We start from the raw sequence: 22,182 nt of genomic DNA, 5'->3' as shown, positions 1-22,182 counted from the left end.
CTATTTTTGTTTAGCATTGAAAATGGTGAAAGGGACAGTAACAATAAATTTGATATCGTGTTCGTCTTGGAAGATATTGCCATATCCGCCCCCCCAGCTTGGGATATTGGTATGATTGTTATATTTGGTATAATGAAGTTGTAAAGACGTATCTTTTATCCAACCATTTTGTACGGTATAACCTAAATCAAAATTGTAAGCTGATTCAATTAAACGTTTCTTCTGATTAAATTGTTTGTCTGTGCTCGGTTTCGCATCCCAACCATAAGCATAAGAAACGCCTGTTTTCCAACCAGTTAAAGAATTGGATAGATCGCCTAAATCATAAGTGACTTCAGCAAATATCGCCTTCTCACCATTGGCATTAAAGTCAGAACGTGAATTCCACCACACATCTAATCGACCATTTGAAGAAGCATAATCCGGTGTCATTCGCTGTAGAAAGAACCCTTGTTCACCTTCAGCTTTAACAACCACACCTTCAAGTCGTAGACCAACCGGCCCCATTTGATAACCTAAAGTAGCTGCTTGTAACCACGCCAAGCCATCATAAACATTTTTTCCTTTATGTGACTGATCTTTAGCGCCATAAAATTGATAACTCATCGTAAGTGGATTATTGAATATATCGGTTTTATATGAGGCTTTACCAAAAAATTGGTTCATATAATTTTGTGCTTGACCAAAAGCACTTTCTACCACTAAATGGTTTTTAAAGTCATACTTCAAACCAGCAGAATGGAGGTAATCAATTTTTTTCCCTTTTCCCCATTGTTTAAATTCATAAAGTCGCTTATACCAAGGCGCTTTGTATTTATCAGTCCACATATACGACATGGATAAAACACCGGCTTCATCGAAATCAAGCAAAGTACCAAATTCCACACCTCGATAAGTACCGGGTAATAAACTCCAGTGTGGCGCCAGTAATGTTTGACCTGAAGGTTGAATATACCCTGCTCTAAGCCAAAATTTGTCGTCGAGTTTAAAATTCATTAACGCTTTATAAAAACTCAGCCCACTGACATCTTTCTTCCAATCCTCATCCCATCGGGTATTGGCGCCACTAAAACCGATTTCATTAGGATGTCCATTGCCACCGTTACTGACTTCCCAAGCACCGTAACCACCTAACTCAATTGCAAATCGATCAGCCATATACCCCGATTTAAAATCCAAATTTGTGTTAAAAGAGGAATGTCTAAGATTTTTTTCATATTTATGTTCATCGACATTTTTTCTTTCACGATCACGATTCCAGAAAAATACATTACCTGTAAGTGACGAATCATCAACAAAATTATTTGCATAAGTAGCATAAAGCGGTGTAATGCTGGTTAACACGGTTAAAGAAAGTATGAGTTTTGTCAAATAACTCAGCGAACGAGGAATGTTTAATGCATTATAGTTATTCATAATTTATTTCCTTAAATCAATACTGTGTAATTTAAACAGCCGTTCTTCATTAGACCACCTCGTTATTAAGCACAAAATAAAATCCGTTTTCATTTTAAAAACTTTTATTAACACCTTGAAAAACTCAGTAAAACCAAAAAAGAGGCTAAACAGCTATTTTTTATAATGCATAAACATATTTTAGTTAGCAAATTAAATAATTTAAATTCGTGATCCTAGTCACTAAAAAGATTTCACTTTGAATGATTTCATTTGGGGAAATGTTTACTTTTTTTATTTAAAAAAAATAATAAAATAGAAAAGATAAAAGAGGTTATGTAAATCATTGCTTTTATTATGCTGAGCTAAATTAGCAGTATCATTTTGGTTATGACAAGTCAGTATAGAGGCTAAAAAAAGAGAAATGCCCAGCATTTCTCTTATCATTAATATTGAATTTCAATACAGCGTTAAACTAATTTTCAGTATCAATTTCTTCAAAACTTTTTACTAACTCATCAATCGCTTTCATCTGTTTTAAGAAAGGTTCCAATTTCGCTAATGGTAATGCTGACGGACCGTCACATTTTGCGTGACTTGGATCTGGGTGGGATTCTAAAAATAATCCCGCTATACCGACTGCCATGCCTGAACGAGCAAGTTCAGTGACTTGACCTCGGCGTCCACCGGATGCAGCCCCCATAGGGTCACGACATTGAAGAGCGTGAGTAACATCAAAAATTACTGGGGATCCTTTGCTGGCTTTTTTCATAATATTAAAACCTAACATATCAACGACCAAATTATCATAGCCAAAACAACTACCTCGGTCACAAAGAATCACTTTATTGTTACCCGCTTCTTCAAATTTTTCAACAATATTACCCATTTGACCAGGGCTAACAAATTGCGGTTTTTTAACATTAATTACCGCACCTGTTTTTGCCATTGCAACAACCAAATCAGTTTGTCTGGCTAAAAAGGCTGGTAACTGAATCACATCGACCACATCAGCGACTGGTTGACACTGCTCTTGAGTATGGACATCGGTAATGATTTTGATGCCAAACTGCTGTTTAAGCTCCTGGAAGATTTTTAGGCCTTCTTCTAAACCAGGTCCACGATAAGAATGGATTGATGAGCGATTGGCTTTATCAAAAGATGCTTTGAAAATATAAGGAATATTGAGTTTATCAGTTACAGTGACATAATGTTCACAAATCTTCATAGCCAAATCACGTGATTCAAGTACGTTCATACCACCAAATAATACAAACGGTAGATCATTGGCTACGGTAATATCACCGACATTTACTTTTTTTTGATTCATCATAAAATTATCCTTGTTAAGGTTTAAACCAGCGACCGATCGTGACCCTATCATTGCCACTATAGTCGGTAAAGGTTTCAACTAATTGAAATCCGTGTTGTTTGAAAATGGTCTGTACCGCTTCACCTTGTTTCCAACCATGTTCGATAAGTAGCCAGCCGTATTGAATTAAATGTTTTGTGGCACCTTGAACAATCAATCTAATGTCAGCTAAACCATCATCTTGAGAAACCAAAGCACTTTTGGGTTCGAATCGAACATCCCCTTGCGATAAATGAATATCTGTGGGTTCAATATAAGGTGGATTACTGGTTATCATTGAAAATTTACGGCTTTTTATCGGTTTATACCAATCACCTTTTAAAAAATAGACATTGTTAACCCCAATTTGGTCAGCATTTTTTTGAGCCAAAATTAAAGCGTCATTATTTTTTTCAACGCCTGTAAATAAGCAATCAGGGCGTTCGGTTGCCATAGCAATCGCTATCGCCCCCGTACCGGTACCGAGATCTAAAACTTCACACGGTACTTTAGGTAAATAGTCTAAACTGAGTTCAACTAATTTTTCAGTATCCGGTCGCGGAATTAATGTTGCGTTAGACACATTAAACTTCAAAGACCAAAATTCTTTTTCACCCGTGATATAAGCGATTGGCTCGCCCGTTTGACGACGTTTTAAATTTCTCTCTAAAGCAATGAGCTCATCTTCAGTTAATTCGGTTTCGCTAAATGCCATCAAAAATGTGCGTGTTTTATGTGTGACAAAACTTAATAAAATTTCGGCATCACGCTTAGGGCTTTCACTATCAGTCAGCGTTTGGGAAGCGCCCTTAAGCCATTCTAAATAGGTCATTCATCTTGTTCCGATAAAGCTGCAAGTTGGTCTGCTTGATATTCTTGTACAATTGGATCGATTAACATTTCTAGTTTACCTTCCATGACTTCATCTAAGCGATAAATGGTCAGGTTGATTCGGTGATCGGTCACTCGACCTTGTGGATAGTTATAGGTTCGGATTCTATCTGAGCGATCGCCTGAACCTAAAAGATTACGTCGAGTTGACGCTTCTTCTTGCTGACGTTTACGTATTTCAGCATCCTGAATGCGCGCCGCCAATACTGACATGGCTTTAGCTTTGTTTTTATGCTGTGAACGTTCGTCTTGACACTCAACAACAATGCCGGTTGGAATGTGAGTAATACGGATAGCAGAATCGGTAGTATTAACGTGTTGCCCGCCCGCACCCGATGAACGATACGTATCGATTTTTAAATCCGCTGGATTGATTTCAGGCATTTCTGCCTCAGGGATTTCAGGTAAAACAGCAACAGTACAAGCGGAAGTATGAATACGACCTTGAGACTCTGTTTCCGGAACCCGTTGAACGCGATGACCACCTGATTCAAATTTTAAGTTACCGTATACACCATCGCCACTTATGAGCATGATCACTTCTTTATAACCGCCATGTTCGCCTTCATTAGAACTCATGATTTCAACTCGCCAACGGCGTGATTCAGCATAGCGGGTATACATTCTGGCTAAGTCACCGGCAAAAATTGCCGCCTCATCCCCACCGGTTCCGGCACGTACTTCAACAAAACAGTTATAATCATCATTAGGATCTTTAGGTAATAATAACACCTGCAACTGCCTTTCTTGTTCTTCGACTTGTCCTAATGCTTCATTCAATTCTTCTTGAGCCATTTCACTCATTTCCGGATCGGAAAGCATCATTTTAGCCGTTTCGATATTTTCTTGAGTTTGCTTCCAGCTCGTAAAACACTTCACGACATCATTTAATTGTGCATATTCTTTAGAAAGTGTGCGAAAGCGATTTTGATCGGCGATTACCGAAGGGTCAGATAATAATGCTTGAACTTCTTCATAACGTTCTTGCAATGTTTCTAACTTATTGATAATTGAAGATTTCATAAATATGTAACTTAAACTTAAATTAATTGAATATGGTCATCATTATATACTTAATCACTAGTAAAATATAGCTTCGACTCATCTTCATCTTACTTGAACATTTTCGATCGCCTCAAAAAAATGAAATTGACGATAAATTCATCCTAAAAATGTTACCCCTGTCACATAAATACATCCTGGAAGTTTAAAAAACGACAATCAACATATAACATCATGAATGTAAACGATATCATTTATGATCTTTTCAATATTTATTCCAATAATTATTGCCATTATTACCAAACATAGCGGTATCGCATACACCATACAACACAATGAAATAATACAAAATAGGTGAGAGGAGAGTTTTATGAAAAAAATCGTGATATTCATTTTAATAGGGTTGAGTTCAATGGCTAACGCTGCAATTGAGTGGAATACACCACAAGGAAAACTTAAACTCTATGGTGATGTTGAAATTAATGTTGATGCCGCAAGCAGCAAACAACAACTTAGCTCCTTAAAAGAAAGCGCCGAGAAAAAAAATAAACCTGCTGATAAAGATCGCTGGGATATTAATGGTCGAATTTTGATAGGGTTAGAAGGTTATCACGAAATAAAGGATCACAATTTTGCTGGTTTTGTAATACAGCCACTGGCTGATTTAGGTGGTGATATGAATTTGGACGATGCGGCTTTTTATTTTGGACAAAAACAAGAATGGAGCATTAAAGTCGGACGTTATGAGGCCTATGATATGTTTCCTCTTGGTCAAGATACTTTTATTGAATATTCAGGTAATACAGCTAATGATATCTATGAAGATGGTTTTGGCTACATCTATATGATGAAAGAAGGTCGAGGTCGCAGTAAAAATGGCGGAAGTATTCAATTAAATAAGCCATTTTTCAATAATTTCAATTTAGAAGTTAATGCCTTAGTCAGTAACGGCGAAAAAATGTTTAATAAATCGACCTATCACGGTTATGATATTGAGAAAAAGAAAAACGTCGTTTATGTCCGTCCAGTTTTATCATGGAAAAATGATCATTTCTCAACCGGCATTGCAGCTGAAACCAATGTTGTAAAAAATGCTTATGGTTATTACGATAATAATGGTAAATTTCGCGATCAATCTCAACGAACTGGTTACGGCGTAACCTTTTCTTGGAACAGTGAAGGGGACTGGGGAGCAGAAAACAAAGGACTTAAAATCAATACCAGCTTCGCTTACCTGAACGCCAAAGATGAAAATGATATGACCATCGGTTCAGATATCATCTGGGAGAAAGTCGGGCTGGGCTACTATTATGCTCACAATAATATTAAGAAATTTAATTCAGACAATAAAATTAAAGATGGGCATATCAATAACAAGGGTAAATATAAAATTCACACAGTTAATGCTTCTTATTTAATTGATAATGTATTGGATATGGATAATTTTAATATCTATTTAGGTGCATATTGGTCATTATTAGATCGAAATAAATCTCATGGTGACAATAGCGATGATCGATATGGTGCGCGCGTAAGATTTAAATATTTCTATTAATTCATCGTAAGTGTGACATAGCGAACCTATTTCGTCTTTTAAAACAAACCAGTTTATTGCAATATATTGGTTTGTTTTTACGAAATGTATTTGCAATTATCAAGAGTATTATAACCTACGCCAAGTATAAACACTCTGGGCAGTGCTGAACAAACTGGAGGATTAAATATATGCGCCAAACTATATGGAAACTTGAAAATAGTGTTAAAAACTACGATTGGGGAAGTATTGATAATATTCCTAAAATGTTTGCTATCGACAATCCAACAAAAAAACTCATTGCTGAAATCTGGATGGGCGATCATCCAAAGGGTTGTTCATTAGCGATTGATAAAATGCATAAAAAAATCAGACTTGATAACCTTATCAAAAATCATCCGTTAGCAACGTTAGGTGCCAAAACTTTTCAAAAATATTCCGATCTTCCCTATTTATTTAAAGTGCTATCAGCGAATAAAGCATTATCAATACAAGTACACCCAACCAAGTTTAATGCCGAGCAAGGTTTTGCAAAAGAGAATCAATTAGGCATTGCTTTAAATGATCCGAAACGCAATTATAAAGATCCCAACCACAAACCAGAGCTGATCTATGCTCTCACGCCATTTAAAGCCATGTGCTCTTTTCGCGCTATTACAGAAATTTTGGCATTGTTTAGCCAAGTTAACGTTCCAACATTAAGCAATGAACTTGAGCAATTGCATATTCATGCCAATGAACAACAATTAAAATGCTTTTTCCAAGCATTGCTGACATTATCACCCGAAAGAAAACATCAAGCGATAAACCAATTGTTAAATTGTATAAAACCGTTTACAAACGAGCCCTATTTAACAATAAAAACCCTTGCCAACGATTACCCAAATGATATTGGGATATTCATGCCATTAATCTTAAATGTAATTCAATTGCAACCATCACAAGCCATGTTTTTATCTGCCCAAACACCCCATGCTTATTTGTGTGGTACTGGACTTGAAGTGATGGCAAGCTCGGATAACGTATTGCGGGCAGGTTTAACCAATAAACATTTGGATATCGATGAATTGTTAAAAAACACCAGTTTTAATAGCCTTAGTTTGGATGCGTTAATCATTGCACCTATTATTCGACAAAATAAAATTGATTTTCCGGTTCCGGTTGATGATTTTAAATTTGAAATAATTGACAGTGATAATCAAGCAAGAAATGAAAAGGTCACTAGTGCGCAAATACTATTTTGTCTTGAAGGCAATATTACCTTAACTTCTAAATTTGAAATTATAACACTGACTAAAGGTGAATCCGCCTTCATCGCCTATAACACCAAAAATTATTGTTATCAAGGTGAAGGTAGCTTAGCCAAAGTTTCAAATTAAGGGATAGATTTTCTATTTTCATACTCAAACGTAGTGTTAACCTGAAACTTTTTGACAAAAAGAACGACTCAATTGTGATTAATGAGTGTCACCAATCATATTGAGCAAAAAGTTTCAGATTTTATTGCGTGACCATTTATGCGGTAGCTATCAAAGTATGCGTGTGTTTCACAAAATTTCTCATCAAAAAAATGCATTTTCTGTTTTTAAACTCGAACGCTTGTTGTTGCTCGATATCAATGCGTTCTATCGTTCCACAAATCTTGGTAAATTCATCCCCTAAACACGGTAAAACCGGTGGTTTGGGGGGATGTCGCCAGGAGCGATCGATGATTTGCTTCTGAATTTTATAAAAATTTTTTAGACTCATATCTTGATAATCTTGGTTTTGTTCTTGTTATCTTTTTAATAATAAAAAAGATTATTATCACAAATTTTAATTCTATAGTTAATTTTAGGTTTATTAATATTTGCAGTATATTTACCTTGAAATTTTAATTTCCAACATTTTCTATTGGTGTACTTTCTTAAATCTATTCTGGATATTTTTGGCAGGTTTAAGGCGTTAAAAATTTGTTCAGCAATTTTCACTTTGGTTTTAAAACTATCCTTTATGGCAATAATTAAACCGGCAAGTGCAAAAAGGCCAAAAGTAAATGCAGACATAGATATATTATCTATATAATCCTTACTTAAGGATAATACTTTATCGAGGCTATAATAATATATATGTAGACCTGTCATCACTAATAGTGAAAGTAACCACATAATAATAATACGTGACAAAACATAAAAAAAATAAGCCCAGCGCCCTCTAAAACAATTGGGGCAAACACTTATTATCCTTTCATCCGGTTTGGCTATCGCATACAGTTCGTAATGATCCTTTTGCCACTCCACCACCACTTCAACGTTATCCCCTTCCCGAAACGGGCAATCACCTAACCAACCACAATAAATCTTATTTTCAATTTGCACATTAACAAAATTGGCATCTCGTAAAATAGGTTGATTATCTGCCATTCCGGTCAAACCAACTTGCCCTCGTAAGGCACCAATGATGGCCCCTATCTTGGCGGCTCTCTCGGTTCTTTCCATTATTTCTTTCATGTTTTCATACGATTCCACTTCAAACGCTTGTTGTTGTTGCTCGATATCAATGCGTTCTATCGTTCCACAAATCTTGGTAAATTCATCCCCCAAACACGGTAAAACCGGTGGTTTGGGGGGATGTCGCCAGGAGCGATCGATGATTTGCTTCTGAATTTTATAAAAATTTTTTAGACTCATATCTTGATAATCTTGGTTTTGTTCTTGTTAATAATAAAAAAGATTATTATCACAAACTTTAATTCTATAGTTAATTTTAGGTTTATTATTATTTGCAGTATATTTACCTTGAAATTTTAATTTCCAACATTTTCTATTGGTGTACTTTCTTAAATCTATTCTGGATATTTTTGGCAGATTTAAGGCGTTAAAAATTTGTTCAGCAATTTTCACTTTGGTTTTAAAACTGTCTTTTATGGCAATAATTAATCCGACAAATGCAAAACTACCAAAAGCCATTGCAACGGCACTTATGTCATCTAAATAGCTTTTACTTAGTGATAATACTTCATTGAGCCCAAAAGAATAGACATCAAGACATGTAAAAAACAATAATACAAACAATACTATTATTATGGTACGCGACAAAACATAAAGAAAATAAGCCCAGCGCCCTCTAAAGCAATTGGGGCAAACACTTATTATCCTTTCATCCGGTTTGGCTATCGCATACAGTTCGTAATGATCATTTTGCCACTCCACCACCACTTCAACGTTATCCCCTTCCCGAAATGGGCAATCACCTAACCAACCACAATAAATCTTATTTTCAATTTGCACATTAACAAAATTGGCATCTCGTAAAATAGGTTGATTATCTGCCATTCCGGTCAAACCAACTTGCCCTCGTAAGGCACCAATGATGGCCCCTATCTTGGCGGCTCTATTTAATCTTTCTACACTTTCTTTTATGTTTTCATACGATTCCACTTCAAACGCTTGTTGTTGTTGCTCGATATCAATGCGTTCTATCGTTCCACAAATCTTGGTAAATTCATCCCCCAAACACGGTAGAACCGGTGGTTTGGGGGGATGTCGCCAGGAGCGATCGATGATTTGCTTCTGAATTTTATAAAAATTTTTTAGACTCATTAATCAACAACTCTCGCAACGTGTTTTAATAATAATACAGAAAATTATCACTTGACCATGTATTAAAGACTTTTTTAGGTATTTTCTCGTTTTTCTGGTATTTGCCTTGTTTTTTTAGTTTTCTGATTTTTTTATTGGTGAATTTTCTCAAATTAACCCATGATATTTTTTGTAAATTTAGGGTAATAAATATTTGTTCGGCAATTTTCACTTTGGTTTTAAAACTGTCATTTAATACTATATAAAGCCCCATAACTGCAAAAGTAGCAAAACCTAATGCAACCATAGAAACATAATTCAGATAATTTTTATACCAAGATAATGCGATATTGAGTCCATGATAATGTATATAAATACCTGTCATAACAATCAGTGTAATCATTAAACTAATTATAGTGCCTTTGAAGCAATACATAAAATAAGCCCAGCGCCCTCTAAAACAATTGGGGCAAACACTTATTATCCTTTCATCCGGTTTGGCTATCGCATACAGTTCGTAATGATCCTTTTGCCACTCCACCACCACTTCAACGTTATCCCCTTCCCGAAACGGGCAATCACCTAACCAACCACAATAAATCTTATTTTCAATTTGCACATTAACAAAATTGGCATCTCGTAAAATAGGTTGATTATCTGCCATTCCGGTCAAACCAACTTGCCCTCGTAAGGCACCAATGATGGCCCCTATCTTGGCGGCTCTATTTAATCTTTCTACACTTTCTTTTATGTTTTCATACGATTCCACTTCAAACGCTTGTTGTTGTTGCTCGATATCAATGCGTTCTATCGTTCCACAAATCTTGGTAAATTCATCCCCCAAACACGGTAGAACCGGTGGTTTGGGGGGATGTCGCCAGGAGCGATCGATGATTTGCTTCTGAATTTTATAAAAATTTTTTAGACTCATATCTTGATAATCTTGGTTTTGTTCTTGTTAATAATAAAAAAGATTATTATCATCAGCTTTAATGTTATAACTGAGCCTTGGTTTTTGATTATTTGCAGTATATTTACCTTGAAATTTTAATTTCCAACATTTTCTATTGGTGTACTTTCTTAAATCTATTCTGGATATTTTTGGCAGATTTAAGGCGTTAAAAATTTGTTCAGCAATTTTCACTTTGGTTTTAAAACTGTCTTTTATGGCAATAATCAAACCGGCAAGTGCAAAAAGACCATAAGTTAATGCAGACATAGATATATTATCTATATAATCCTTACTTAAGGATAATACTTCATCAAGACTATAATAATATACATGTAGACCTGTCATCACTAATAGTGAAAGTAACCACATAATAATAGTACGCGGCAAAACATAAAAAAAATAAGCCCAGCGCCCTCTAAAACAATTGGGGCAAACACTTATTATCCTTTCATCCGGTTTGGCTATCGCATACAGTTCGTAATGATCATTTTGCCACTCCACCACCACTTCAACGTTATCCCCTTCCCGAAACGGGCAATCACCTAACCAACCACAATAAATCTTATTTTCAATTTGCACATTAACAAAATTGGCATCTCGTAAAAATGCTTTGGTTTGTGTCCCTCCAGTCAAACCAACTTGCCCTCGTAAGGCACCAATGATGGCCCCTATCTTGGCGGCTCTTTCGGTTCTTTCCATTATTTCTTTCATGTTTTCATACGATTCCACTTCAAACGCTTGTTGTTGTTGCTCGATATCAATGCGTTCTATCGTTCCACAAATCTTGGTAAATTCATCCCCCAAACACGGTAGAACCGGTGGTTTGGGGGGATGTCGCCAGGAGCGATCGATGATTTGCTTCTGAATTTTATAAAAATTTTTTAGACTCATAATGTTTATCGCTTTTTTAATTTATAGAATAAGGGATATTGGCTGTGGCGTAAGTGTTATTGTTGGAATTAATCCCTAATGTGTCTGATAACCAATCACTGTCCCATCCGATGGCTGTTAAAAAGTTGTCTGATTGTTGCTCCACTTCTTCCTGATTGTCTTCAACTTTCATTAGCTCTTTAAATGCCTGAAACTCAGTTTTAAAATCCGGCGTCTCATCTCGTTTGTATTGCGTGCCGAATCGGGTGGATCTTATCCATTTTTGAATGTCATCATCGACTATCAAATTCCAGACAAACTCCAATGCAATTAGAAGTAATTGCACCCACCATGCTGCAAAAAAGGTCAAAATCCTCCAGGCAGCAAATTGAATAAACTTTCTTATCAAAAATTTAGAAGCTAATTTAGGTGACATCTCTAATAATGCAGTACTTGCTTTCAAAAATTGACTAATATAGACCATTACACTAGCTCTATTTAATATTAATTCAATATTATCTTGATTACTTTTCAAAGCCTGCGGAATAGCATACATCAACCCAAAGATAGAAGATGCCGCCCCAGTAAGATGTCCGGTCATTCTTAACCCAATAACCAAATTAGTATTATTAAAAGCAATATTAATAGGTTTAATCAAAACATCGGTGAAAACACTAATAAAACTTAAGGATGCCGCCATAATCTGGTTCAAAAAATCGTCTGACGTGTGATCATCCGTTTGCATAATGAGCGTCATAATCACCGGTATTTGAAATGCCATTAAAACAGCCGACAACCTTGTACCTTTTAAATCGCGACCAAATGTACGACTGTGATAACTGTCCCACAGTTCATCGTATTTTCCTTTGATAATAACGCTAGTCGGTTTATTGTTTTTCTTTATAATGATTTTTTTCAGAATGTTATGAGTATAGGTTTTTAGGTAATTGTTGACTAACTGGCCTTTAAGGCCTTTTTGCTCAACATTAGGGAAGGGACCTGAAAACATTTGATTATCAATGTTTAATTTTTTCATTCTTGTAATCCAATCCCTACGATCATAATATTCATTCATGACGGATTTAACGATGTCTGGCTCAAGCCCAGCTCTTACCATAAAAATTTTCTGACCAATATAATGGTTAATATTATCCGCACCGATTTGCAAACCGTCGACCATCACGCGAACAGGCTGTTTTCGGAATAATTTACCAATTAAAATTGACGCAAGCTTATCGCGTTTGTAGGCAAATTTATCGATAAATTTAGCATTGATATCGGGCTTCTTTTTTTGCAGACTGCTGTTAATATCCCGACTAATTGAGGTAAAGTAGGACAGATTTTTTGGTACGTTGAGTAACGTACGATGCAAACGACCATTGCCGTCTACTTCACGATATTTTTCAGCATCCAGTAAAAATTCTTCTAACTCTTTAATGGCTGCAGTTTGATTAAAGGCTACTGCTCGCCAGATTAGATTGGTTTTAGGAATGTTACGCGCCTTGATCCAGTCACCAATAACCTGATTACCTTTCTTTGTATCTTGCAAACCCTCTATTGCCGTGATAACAAGTCGTTCAAACAAGATACCGTCCTCAATATTGTTCTGACTGTAGTCATTAAGCACGCTCAAAAAACTATTACTTTGTATCCATATAAAGGCATTTTCGCTACGTTGTTCGTGTAACAAGCTTGCTTGTTGAGTGATCGCTTCGTATTTTTTGTGATACGTGTCTCTTAATGGTTGATTGATTCTGGCTTGGTATTTTTTCCATTGTTCTCTTGGTATTGTAGTAATTTTTTCAACTTCTTCTTTGTGCATTGTTTCGTCTATCTGCACTGTCATAATGGCTTTAGCGCGTAATTGGGTGATTTTTTTAAGATAGTCGCTGATTTTTTTATTACTTTGTACCTCTTTCATAGCAACATCCAATCGTTGGTAATATAACGCACCTACTCGTGGTTGCTTCATCCAATCAGCAAACAGATCACACCCTTGATTTAACGCTGCCAGCAGGTCCGGTTCAAGAAGGTATTGTTTTTGATACTGCACTCTTCGCTTTGCTAACCAATCTGCACCTTCGGTTTCGGTAACCTTTTCTAACCAATAATTATTTTGTCTATGCAATTCTTCATAAATCTTTAAGGCTTCACGGCGTTCATCTTCGTTGGCTTTAATAAAGCTATTTTCGAACAATGTTAACAATGCATCTGATTGAATTTCATGCTCACGTTCTTCACTAAATAGCTTTAGGTAACCTATGATTTCATTACACCAACCATTGAGTTCTTTACTGATACCTGCCGCATCATTTAATCCGACAATATAGCTGTTTTTTTCGGTTGAACGCTCCCTTGCTGAGTTAAGAGTGTGATTTAACTGGCGGTTTATCGCCCATGGGTAAAGGGTACAATGTTGATTAAAAAAGGCGGTATTCCATTGATTTATATCATTGGAAACTAGCGTTTTAGACCGCTTGATGGTTGGATCTGGAATGATAGATAATATCGACTTCTCATTATAATCAATGATTTGTTTTACGTTGCTTTCGTTTAATTGTGCTATACCATTGGCTTCAATAACGGAGCCTTGAGCCATTTTTTTAGGCTCTATTAAACTCATTCTTTCACTGCGCAACTGATTATCGGTTTCGTAATTTGTCAAAACATCATTTTCCCATTTATGCTCACTGAATGCTAACCATACTTTTCCACATTGTTGCGGTTGTTCAATGCAAATAAATTCAGCACTAGCGCTATTTTGTAATACTGCTGCACAGCCGCAGTCTTCTTCCGTAGTTGCCATTTGTGCGGAAAATTGTTTCCAAAATGTGCCATTTTTTGCAATTTTATAGACTTCCCAGTAGTGGTTACCTCGAGCGCCTTCTTCATAAAAAAGATATAAAAACCCTTCCCGTATGACTCTTAATGCATAACTGTAGTCATATTTAAGTTTAGCGTCAGTAATTTTAGGTTGATTTGCCCAATTGGGTAAATTAAGTCCCTCAATTTTAGGAATGACACAGTAGTTAACCGGCAATATGGTTAGTCCTTTTGATGATGCGCAATCACATGTCATAACGTTCTCCTAATATTAATTCTTTACTTTGTTGCTTAATTTGTTGCCATTGTTCAGCAGTGATTGCAGCAACTCGTTTTTGGTAGAAACTATCTTTTATTCTGAGTAATTCTGCGATTTTTGGGGTTCGATAAAATTCACTGCCTAGAGTTAAATAATGCAACGCAAATAAAACTTTATCTTGTGGATCGTTTAATTGGTGTTGTATGGCAATATCCAGTGCTTTGCGTATCTGTATTCTTGCTTGATCTTCACTATAACGCGGTTGATGTTGTAATTTGCTTCGATAGTTAAGCAAGATTTGATTTTCTAAACCTATGTGAGCAATTTTATTTTCTTCAGTTTCTGTTATACCTAATCGATATGGCATAAGCTGCCTATTATTTTCAACTGCGGCATATTCGATCAGTAAACCATCTCCATTAAGGATTAACCAATTGGTCGTTTGAGCAAAAATTTTATCTCGAATTTGCGGTAACATAAGATCAGATATTGCATTTAATACGCTAGGATCGTAAAGGCGTAAAAGATACAGACCATTGTTAATCTGACTTCGTTGAATGCATAATTTGGCTATATGTTGACAAACAATATCAATCGATTTATTTGAAAAAAGCCAACCACACATTGCCCGTCCCTGTCCTGATAATAACCATTCAGGTTTGATTTCTTGATAAGACAATAAAACAGTCTGTTTTAAGATTTCATAAAGATGTGTGTTTTTTCGGTCAATGGGTAACAGTGATGGCGTGTTGGTAAAATTAAACGCCGGATGATTAAACGGTATTGATTGTAAATATGAGGAATTTTCTTCAATATAAGCATAAATTTCACTATCTAAAGCCAATTGATTTATGTTACGTAAACTTAGATCCAGCAATAAATAACCATATTGAGCATTGTCAAAATTTTTAATCAGTTGTTTTGTTAATTGATTAGCGTGTTGATTGTCTAATTCACCATCATTGTATTGAATAAATTCAAATTCGGTAACAGTATTCATGATAATTCAACTATTGCTCCTTGATTTTTTGTTCCTTGCGCTATTTTTCGTTGACACCCAATTGGTAATGTACTTTTTATTTTTACTTTTGCCGGTCCCATTTTTTGCAGAGCATTGCTTTTTATATACACATTATCCGCTGTGCCCAGCTCAATGCCTTCACGGCTGATTTTGATAAAAGAGCCACCACACATTAACGTCAGCTCTTCGCTTGCTGTGAGGGTGAGTTCACCGTCCACACTGTCGATTTTGATATCTTGTTGAGCCGCCATATTCAAGTTGGCATTTTGGGCTTGTATGTCAATATCCCCTTGGTTGGCAAAGACCTTCATCCCTGATTTGTGGGCAAATAACCCTATCGCATCGCCCGATGCCAGTGTGATGTTTTTTAATGCCGTGATGTCAGTCTGGTTTTCAGCGGTGACACTTACGCTGTTACCGGTTGATAACTGGATATTTTCCGGACTGGTTAACGCAATGCCTGCCTGTGCATAAGCTAAGATGCCACTTTCAGTGAGCGTCGTTAACGCTGCTTTAAGCTGGTCCTGACTGGCGGTGTCAGCACCGTGTGCGTCGCATTGATTGGCAGCCTGTTGCAGCGCTTTGGCTATCGATAAGGCATTTTCCAGCTGGGTAATGGCGCCTTGCATATCCAGTTGCTGACCTTGCGCTTTGGGCTCGGTTTGTGTCGTCAGGTATAAGCCTTTTTCAGCCGCTATCGCCCCCCATTCATCGGTGCGCAGTTCAAACCCTTCGCCCCGTAACGCTTTTTTTTGGTTGACTAAGTGTCCCAGATTGAGTTGCGTTTTGCCGTATTCGGTCGCCAGCTTGATGTGCTCCTGCCCCCGTTTGTCTTCCATGCGCAGTTTGTTATTGGTGGGGGTGCGAATCACATTGCGGTGTTTGTTTATCGTGGTCACCAGGTCAGGGTGTGCACTGTCGTGCAGGGCATGGGCGATATACGGTCGGTCCGGATTGCCGTTGGTGAAGGCGACCGCCACTTGCGTGCCGTCAATGAGCGGAAAGTGAATGCCATAGGTGCTGCCGGCATACGGTCTGGCCAGTCTTAACCATAGGCTCTCTTCCCCGTTTTTCCACGCTTTTAAGTCAAAGTTAAATTTAACCCGATAACGACCCTGTGTATCAATGTAACCGTAAGTGTCATTATCCGGACTGCTTACCCGTGCCGGCAGGGTGCCGTGCACCGTCGGCGCCGGCAGCGGTGCCGGTCGGTAAGGTTTTAAGGCGTGATACGGTATGGCGGTAAAACGCAGTTCGTAAGCTTCGGTGCGGTTGCCTTGCCCTTGCACACTTAATATTATGACGCCCTCATCAATGTCCATCCATGGACTACCGTTAATCTGTATGCGTTGACCCGGTGTCAGATTGGCATGATTGCTTTTCCCGTGGATGACAGTTTGTTGACTGATGGCGTGTTCATGACGTATTCGCGCATACCAGTTACCACTTTCCACCGCATTGTCGTAAGGATTGTCGCTGTTATGATGGCTCTTGTCATTGTCATTGTCATTGTCATTGTCATTGTTATTGCTATTGTGATAATTGTCGTTATTGTTGTTATTGTTGTTGTTATCTTCCTCTTCCCCGTCTTTCTCTGCCTGACCGTGTGTGGTCAGACCTTTGTAATGCTCATCATAACGGTAATCGGTGCCATAAGTGGTGGTGTCTTTCGGCTGGCTGTTGATTTCACCAACGAAACTGGCGTTGGCATCGCGGTAGTTATAATCCTGCACCTTAACCGAGGATTCGACGACCTGACTGCGCAAGGTGATGTCCCAGACACTTTCCCGTCCACCATCCAGGGTGCCACTGGGCGGTTGGTAACGGATATCCGACGCCTGCCCATACCCCTGCTCGTTATCACTGATGACCATCACATCACAATGATGCTCGCCATGCGTTTCAAACCGGAAATACACCCCCACATCCGCCAGCAGTCGTTGAATGAATGCCAGGTCACTTTCCTGCCATTGCGTGATGAATTCTCGCTCCGGATAGTGATGGTTTAATTCCAGACGATAATCCACCCCCGTATAGCCATGACTGCGCAGGACTTCTTCAACCACACTTATCACGCTTTGTTTCTGAAAAATGGCATAATTGTGACTTAACCCCAGTCTTGCCAATGGTGAGGATAAGACCACCTGATAGCGGACCTCGTCGTGACTGACCGATAACTGTCCAAATGTGGTTATCACGCCATAGAGCGTACGTGATGCACCTTGTGAGAATAAGGCGTTCAATGAATTGAGTGGCGTGTTTTGCTTTAACCCGTTTAAGGGCGCTGTCGCGCTTTGAGGATTGACCGACGACTCGGAGGGTTTTAATTCGTGCAATGCATCAAATGGGGTGCTGGCGTTCAGTAAGTCTGAGGCACCCAATGCCAAAGAGGTCAAATCGGCATGAACAGGATTGAAACGAAACCAGGCTTTTTGATTGAGAAACGATTCCGCATCCAGATGTGGATGTGAGCTGGTAAAGGTGATGGTGTAATGCCAGGGCTGGTTGAGTTGTTCATTGCCGGCAACCTGTAAAACCGAAATCGGCGCGCTTTGACCATCGACAGTTAAGGTATAGCGATTATGGGCGGTGCCTTTCTTCAGACTGCGCTTTAATCCATGTTTTAAACCATGACTTAAACCATTTTCCAATGGATTGATCAGATGGGTTAATCCTTTATCCATGTTATCCTCTTTTAGTATTTCATGCTTACGAAATATAGATTATTGTTATTGTTATTATTGTTGTTGCTATTGTTATGAACAATTATTTAACTTTACTTTGACAACAAAAGGTTGATTTTTTTATTGAGAAACATCATTCAAATCTGAAGCGAATTCGTGTTAAAAAATAACCTAAAAAAGAATATAAAATACCCTGTTTCGTGTATTTTGCAACCTTTTTTTGAAAAATACTTTAATTTTAATTTAAGAAGATAACTTACCCAGATCATTAATAAATCAATAAAATATCTTTGAGATTTGTTGCTTAAGCATTATTAAAGAAAACGAGAAATCGCATTGTACTTTCGCCGATTGTTTTGGAATAGTTTGTACGGAATGTTAATCAAGTTTTAATTGCCAAAATTATGGTTACTGAAGCATACCCTTTTCCTCAAACTTTTTGACAAAATCACGAACGGCAAAATAAAAAATGGGTTTTAACCTATCAATAAGATAAACCAAATAAATGGAATTTTCGTGTGGTTAAAAGATGAAGTTTATGATGCGTTAGAAATCGGATTTTATGAACACATGAAAAAGTAATTTGTAAAAAATATTCAGGAGTGTATGCCGTTTCGTTTTCTTTTTTCACTAAATAGGTGTTATCAAATGAACGCGCCTTTAATATGCAATGCACTGAATCATTGGCTGTTTTGTCTAAAATAAAATTTAATCCAATAAGTTAAGAATAAAAAAGCCGTCAGCGTTAACTGACGGCAATTCCTCAAAAGGAAAGTTTATTTTCTTATAGCTTTTGCATTAGGTAGATCGGTAATGGAACCTTCAAAAATTTCAGAAGCTAAACCGATTGATTCATGCAATGTTGGGTGAGCATGTATGGTTAAGGCAATATCTTCTGCATCACAGCCCATTTCAACGGCTAAAGTGATTTCGCCAAGTAATTCACCACCATTTGCTCCCACTACGGCACCACCAAGTAAGCGATTATCGGCTTTATTAAAAATCAACTTAGTCATACCTTCTGAACAATCAGATGCGATAGCTCGTCCAGATGCTGACCATGGGAAAATCGAAACTTCGTAATCGATGCCTTTTTCTTTTGCCTCTTTTTCAGTTAAACCAACCCAAGCCACTTCAGGTTCAGTATAGGCGATGGAAGGAATCGTTTTAGGATCAAAGAAGTGTTTTTTACCCGCAACCACTTCTGCTGCAACATGCCCTTCATGTACACCTTTGTGAGCCAACATTGGTTGACCAACAATATCACCAATTGCATAAATATGAGGAACATTGGTACGCATTTGCTTATCAACTTCGATGAAACCTCGATCGGTAACATTTACGCCAGCTTTTTCAGCACTAATGAGTTTACCATTAGGAGTGCGACCAATTGCCACTAATACCGCATCATAAGTATGAGTTTCAACGGTTCCGTCTTTCTTTTCCATAGTGACATAAATTGCATCGTGTTTTGCTTCAACTGTTGTCACTTTCGTTTCAAGCCTTAACGTGAATTTATTTTGAATCTGCTTAGTAAAGACTTTAACCACATCTTTATCGGCAGCCGGGATCACTTGATCCAACATTTCAACCACATCCACTTCTGAACCTAAAGCATGATATACCGTACCCATTTCAAGACCGATAATTCCCCCTCCCATTAATAATAATTTTTTAGGGATGGTTGTTAATGCCAATGCATCAGTTGAATCCCAAATACGAGGATCATCATGAGGAATAAAAGGTAATTGAATAGGGCGGGAACCTGCGGCGATAATGGCATTATCAAAAGTAATTTTAGTAATACCCTTGGCTGAGGTGACATCCATAGTATGACTACCAGTAAACTGAGCATCACCTTGAATCACGTTTACTTTACGCATTTTTGCCATGCCAGCAAGACCGTTAGTCAGTTGATTAACGACTTTTTCTTTCCAAGCTCGCACTTTATCTAATTCGAGTTTTGGTGTACCAAAATGAATACCGTGAGCGGTCAATGATTTGGCTTCATCCATAACTTTTGCGACATGCAACAATGCTTTAGAAGGAATACACCCTACATTCAGACATACACCGCCTAAGGTTGAATAACGTTCAACTAAGGTGACTTCCAGCCCAAGATCGGCCGCTCGAAAGGCAGCGGAGTAACCCGCTGGACCTGCACCTAATACGACAAGCTGTGTTTTAACTTCTTGACTCATAATCTATGTTCCTCCCACTACATCACTAAACGACGTAAGTCGGATAAGACGTTAACAATATGACTTAGGAAGCGTGCACCATCTGCACCATCGATCACGCGGTGATCAAAAGATAATGATAATGGCAACATTAAGCGAGGCGTAAACTCTTTGCCGTTCCAAATTGGTTTCATGCTAGAACGAGAAACACCTAAAATGCCTACTTCAGGCGCGTTCACAATTGGCGTAAATGAAGTAGTACCAATTCCTCCTAAGCTAGAAATGGTAAAGCAACCGCCTTGCATATCACTACCGGTTAATTTGCCATCGCGTGCTTTTTTGGAAATTTCTGCAAGTTCACGAGAAAGCTCAACAATACCTTTTTTATCCACATCTTTAAATACTGGCACAACAAGACCATTTGGTGTATCAACCGCTACGCCAATATTAATGTATTTTTTGATAATTAGTGTTTGTGCGTCTTCAGATAGCGAGCTGTTAAAACGTGGGTACGCTGTTAATGCGCTGGCTACCGCTTTCATGATAAAGACCAGTGGTGTGATTTTAAGATCGAGTTTTTTCTTCTCTGCTTCGGCATTTTGTTGTTTACGGAATACTTCAAGATCGGTAATGTCTGACTCATCAAACTCGGTTACATGAGGGATCATTACCCAGTTACGATGTAAATTAGCTCCCGATACTTTTTGAATTTTGGTCAATGGTAAGCTTTCTATTTCACCAAATTTGCTAAAATCAACTTTTGGCCAAGGTAATAAGCCAGGTAAAGCACCACCCGCAACGCCACTTTCCACTTGTTTAACCGCATTTTTAACATACGTTTGAATGTCTTGACGTAAAATACGATTTTTTGGTCCTGTCGGTGTGACTTTAGCTAAATTAACACCAAATTCACGCGCTAAGCGACGTACTGACGGTGTGGCATGCGCATAGGCATCGTTTTCAACAAAATCATTGCCAGAGGTAGAGGGTACTGATGCTGGTGCAGTGGTTGGCGCAGTCGGCGATACCGAAACCGCAGTTGTTGATGCAGATGGACTTGAAGTAGGTATTGTCGCAGGTGCTGTACTAATAGCCGCAGGTGAAGTTGCTGTGGTTGTTTCAAATTCCATAATTTTGGAACCTGTTTTAACTTTATCACCCACTTTAATGATAATATTTTTAACTACCCCTGCAACAGGTGCAGGAATTTCCATTGAGGCTTTATCACCCTCAACGGTGATAATATTGTCATCAATTGCAACAGTATCACCTACTTTGACTGAAATTTCGGTAACTTCGACCTCATCACCCCCAATGTCAGGAACATTGACATCAACAATTTGACTAACAGATGAAGTCGTCGGCGTGGCTTCAACTTTTGGTGCTGCGGTTTGCGGAGCTGGTGCAGCGGCGCCGCCCTCTTCATCAAAGACCATGATGTCCACACCAGTTTTAACTTTATCACCCACTTTTACAATGATCGATTTAACAATCCCAGCTTGTGGAGCGGGAATTTCCATTGAGGCTTTATCACCTTCAACAGTCATGATGTTATCATCAACAGAGACCTTATCACCCACTTTTACTAAAATTTCGGTAACTTCAACTTCATCATTACCGATATCAGGCAATTTAATTTCAATACTCATTCTTGTTACCT

16 protein-coding genes are annotated in these 22,182 nt (G+C 37.9%); 2 read left to right on the top strand and 14 right to left on the bottom strand.

The features are described from left to right. The 4 genes from J4T76_RS09315 to prfA all read right to left on the bottom strand — a co-directional run bounded on the left by J4T76_RS09315 (position 1) and on the right by prfA (position 4,660). Entirely contained in the window at positions 1–1,416 is a 1,416-nt protein-coding gene (locus J4T76_RS09315) for an OprD family outer membrane porin (protein ID WP_267355916.1), read from the bottom strand. A gap of 454 nt (positions 1,417–1,870) precedes the next feature. Further along, positions 1,871–2,725, bottom strand: a complete 855-nt coding sequence (kdsA, locus tag J4T76_RS09310; protein WP_324123793.1) for a 3-deoxy-8-phosphooctulonate synthase — start codon at positions 2,723–2,725, stop codon at positions 1,871–1,873. 16 nt (positions 2,726–2,741) lie between these two features. Further along, positions 2,742–3,578 (bottom strand): peptide chain release factor N(5)-glutamine methyltransferase, encoded by an 837-nt coding sequence (prmC, locus tag J4T76_RS09305; RefSeq protein WP_267355917.1) that lies wholly within the window; start codon positions 3,576–3,578, stop codon positions 2,742–2,744. Continuing rightward, entirely contained in the window at positions 3,575–4,660 is a 1,086-nt protein-coding gene (prfA, locus tag J4T76_RS09300) for a peptide chain release factor 1 (RefSeq protein WP_267341414.1), read from the bottom strand. The genes prmC and prfA overlap by 4 nt, the downstream gene beginning before the upstream one ends. 349 nt (positions 4,661–5,009) lie before the next feature. On the opposite strand from prfA, the gene J4T76_RS09295 reads away from it, so the two are divergent. Together J4T76_RS09295 and manA are read left to right on the top strand one after the other, a co-directional pair. Next, a complete protein-coding gene (locus J4T76_RS09295) occupies positions 5,010–6,194 on the top strand; it encodes a carbohydrate porin (protein ID WP_267355919.1) in 1,185 nt (394 codons plus the stop codon). Between the two features lie 170 nt (positions 6,195–6,364). Then, complete coding sequence (gene manA / locus J4T76_RS09290; RefSeq protein ID WP_267341416.1) at positions 6,365–7,552, top strand: mannose-6-phosphate isomerase, class I; 1,188 nt, start codon at positions 6,365–6,367, stop codon at positions 7,550–7,552. A 136-nt stretch (positions 7,553–7,688) separates the two neighbouring features. Here the strand turns inward: manA and J4T76_RS09285 are convergent, their stop codons facing one another. From J4T76_RS09285 to aceF, 10 genes are all read right to left on the bottom strand, one after another. Continuing rightward, positions 7,689–7,922 (bottom strand): hypothetical protein, encoded by a 234-nt coding sequence (locus J4T76_RS09285; protein ID WP_274460455.1) that lies wholly within the window; start codon positions 7,920–7,922, stop codon positions 7,689–7,691. Between the two features lie 35 nt (positions 7,923–7,957). Beyond that, the gene (locus J4T76_RS09280) at positions 7,958–8,842 is read right to left on the bottom strand and encodes a putative type VI secretion system effector (protein WP_274460454.1); all 885 of its coding nucleotides are present in this window, start codon (positions 8,840–8,842) and stop codon (positions 7,958–7,960) included. A 27-nt stretch (positions 8,843–8,869) separates the two neighbouring features. Beyond that, the gene (locus tag J4T76_RS09275; RefSeq protein ID WP_274460453.1) at positions 8,870–9,754 is read right to left on the bottom strand and encodes a putative type VI secretion system effector; all 885 of its coding nucleotides are present in this window, start codon (positions 9,752–9,754) and stop codon (positions 8,870–8,872) included. Positions 9,755–9,779: 25 nt separating this feature from the next. Further along, entirely contained in the window at positions 9,780–10,664 is an 885-nt protein-coding gene (locus tag J4T76_RS09270; protein ID WP_274460452.1) for a putative type VI secretion system effector, read from the bottom strand. Between the two features lie 27 nt (positions 10,665–10,691). Further along, positions 10,692–11,576, bottom strand: a complete 885-nt coding sequence (locus tag J4T76_RS09265) for a putative type VI secretion system effector (RefSeq protein ID WP_267355268.1) — start codon at positions 11,574–11,576, stop codon at positions 10,692–10,694. 16 nt (positions 11,577–11,592) lie between these two features. After that, complete coding sequence (locus J4T76_RS09260; protein ID WP_267356269.1) at positions 11,593–14,634, bottom strand: T6SS effector BTH_I2691 family protein; 3,042 nt, start codon at positions 14,632–14,634, stop codon at positions 11,593–11,595. Beyond that, positions 14,624–15,637, bottom strand: a complete 1,014-nt coding sequence (locus J4T76_RS09255; protein ID WP_267356270.1) for a DUF4123 domain-containing protein — start codon at positions 15,635–15,637, stop codon at positions 14,624–14,626. The genes J4T76_RS09260 and J4T76_RS09255 overlap by 11 nt, the downstream gene beginning before the upstream one ends. Further along, on the bottom strand, positions 15,634–18,342 hold the full coding sequence (locus tag J4T76_RS09250; protein WP_274460451.1) for a type VI secretion system Vgr family protein: 2,709 nt from the start codon (positions 18,340–18,342) through the stop codon (positions 15,634–15,636). The genes J4T76_RS09255 and J4T76_RS09250 overlap by 4 nt, the downstream gene beginning before the upstream one ends. Before the next feature lie 776 nt (positions 18,343–19,118). Then, a complete protein-coding gene (gene lpdA / locus J4T76_RS09245; protein WP_267341893.1) occupies positions 19,119–20,543 on the bottom strand; it encodes a dihydrolipoyl dehydrogenase in 1,425 nt (474 codons plus the stop codon). A gap of 17 nt (positions 20,544–20,560) precedes the next feature. Then, a complete protein-coding gene (gene aceF / locus J4T76_RS09240) occupies positions 20,561–22,171 on the bottom strand; it encodes a dihydrolipoyllysine-residue acetyltransferase (protein WP_416380583.1) in 1,611 nt (536 codons plus the stop codon). Between the last annotated feature and the right edge of the window lie 11 nt (positions 22,172–22,182).

It is taken from the genome of Gilliamella sp. B3022 (assembly GCF_028751545.1).
GTDB lineage: Bacteria > Pseudomonadota > Gammaproteobacteria > Enterobacterales > Orbaceae > Gilliamella.
This window is presented reverse-complemented; position numbering and strand designations above follow the sequence as displayed.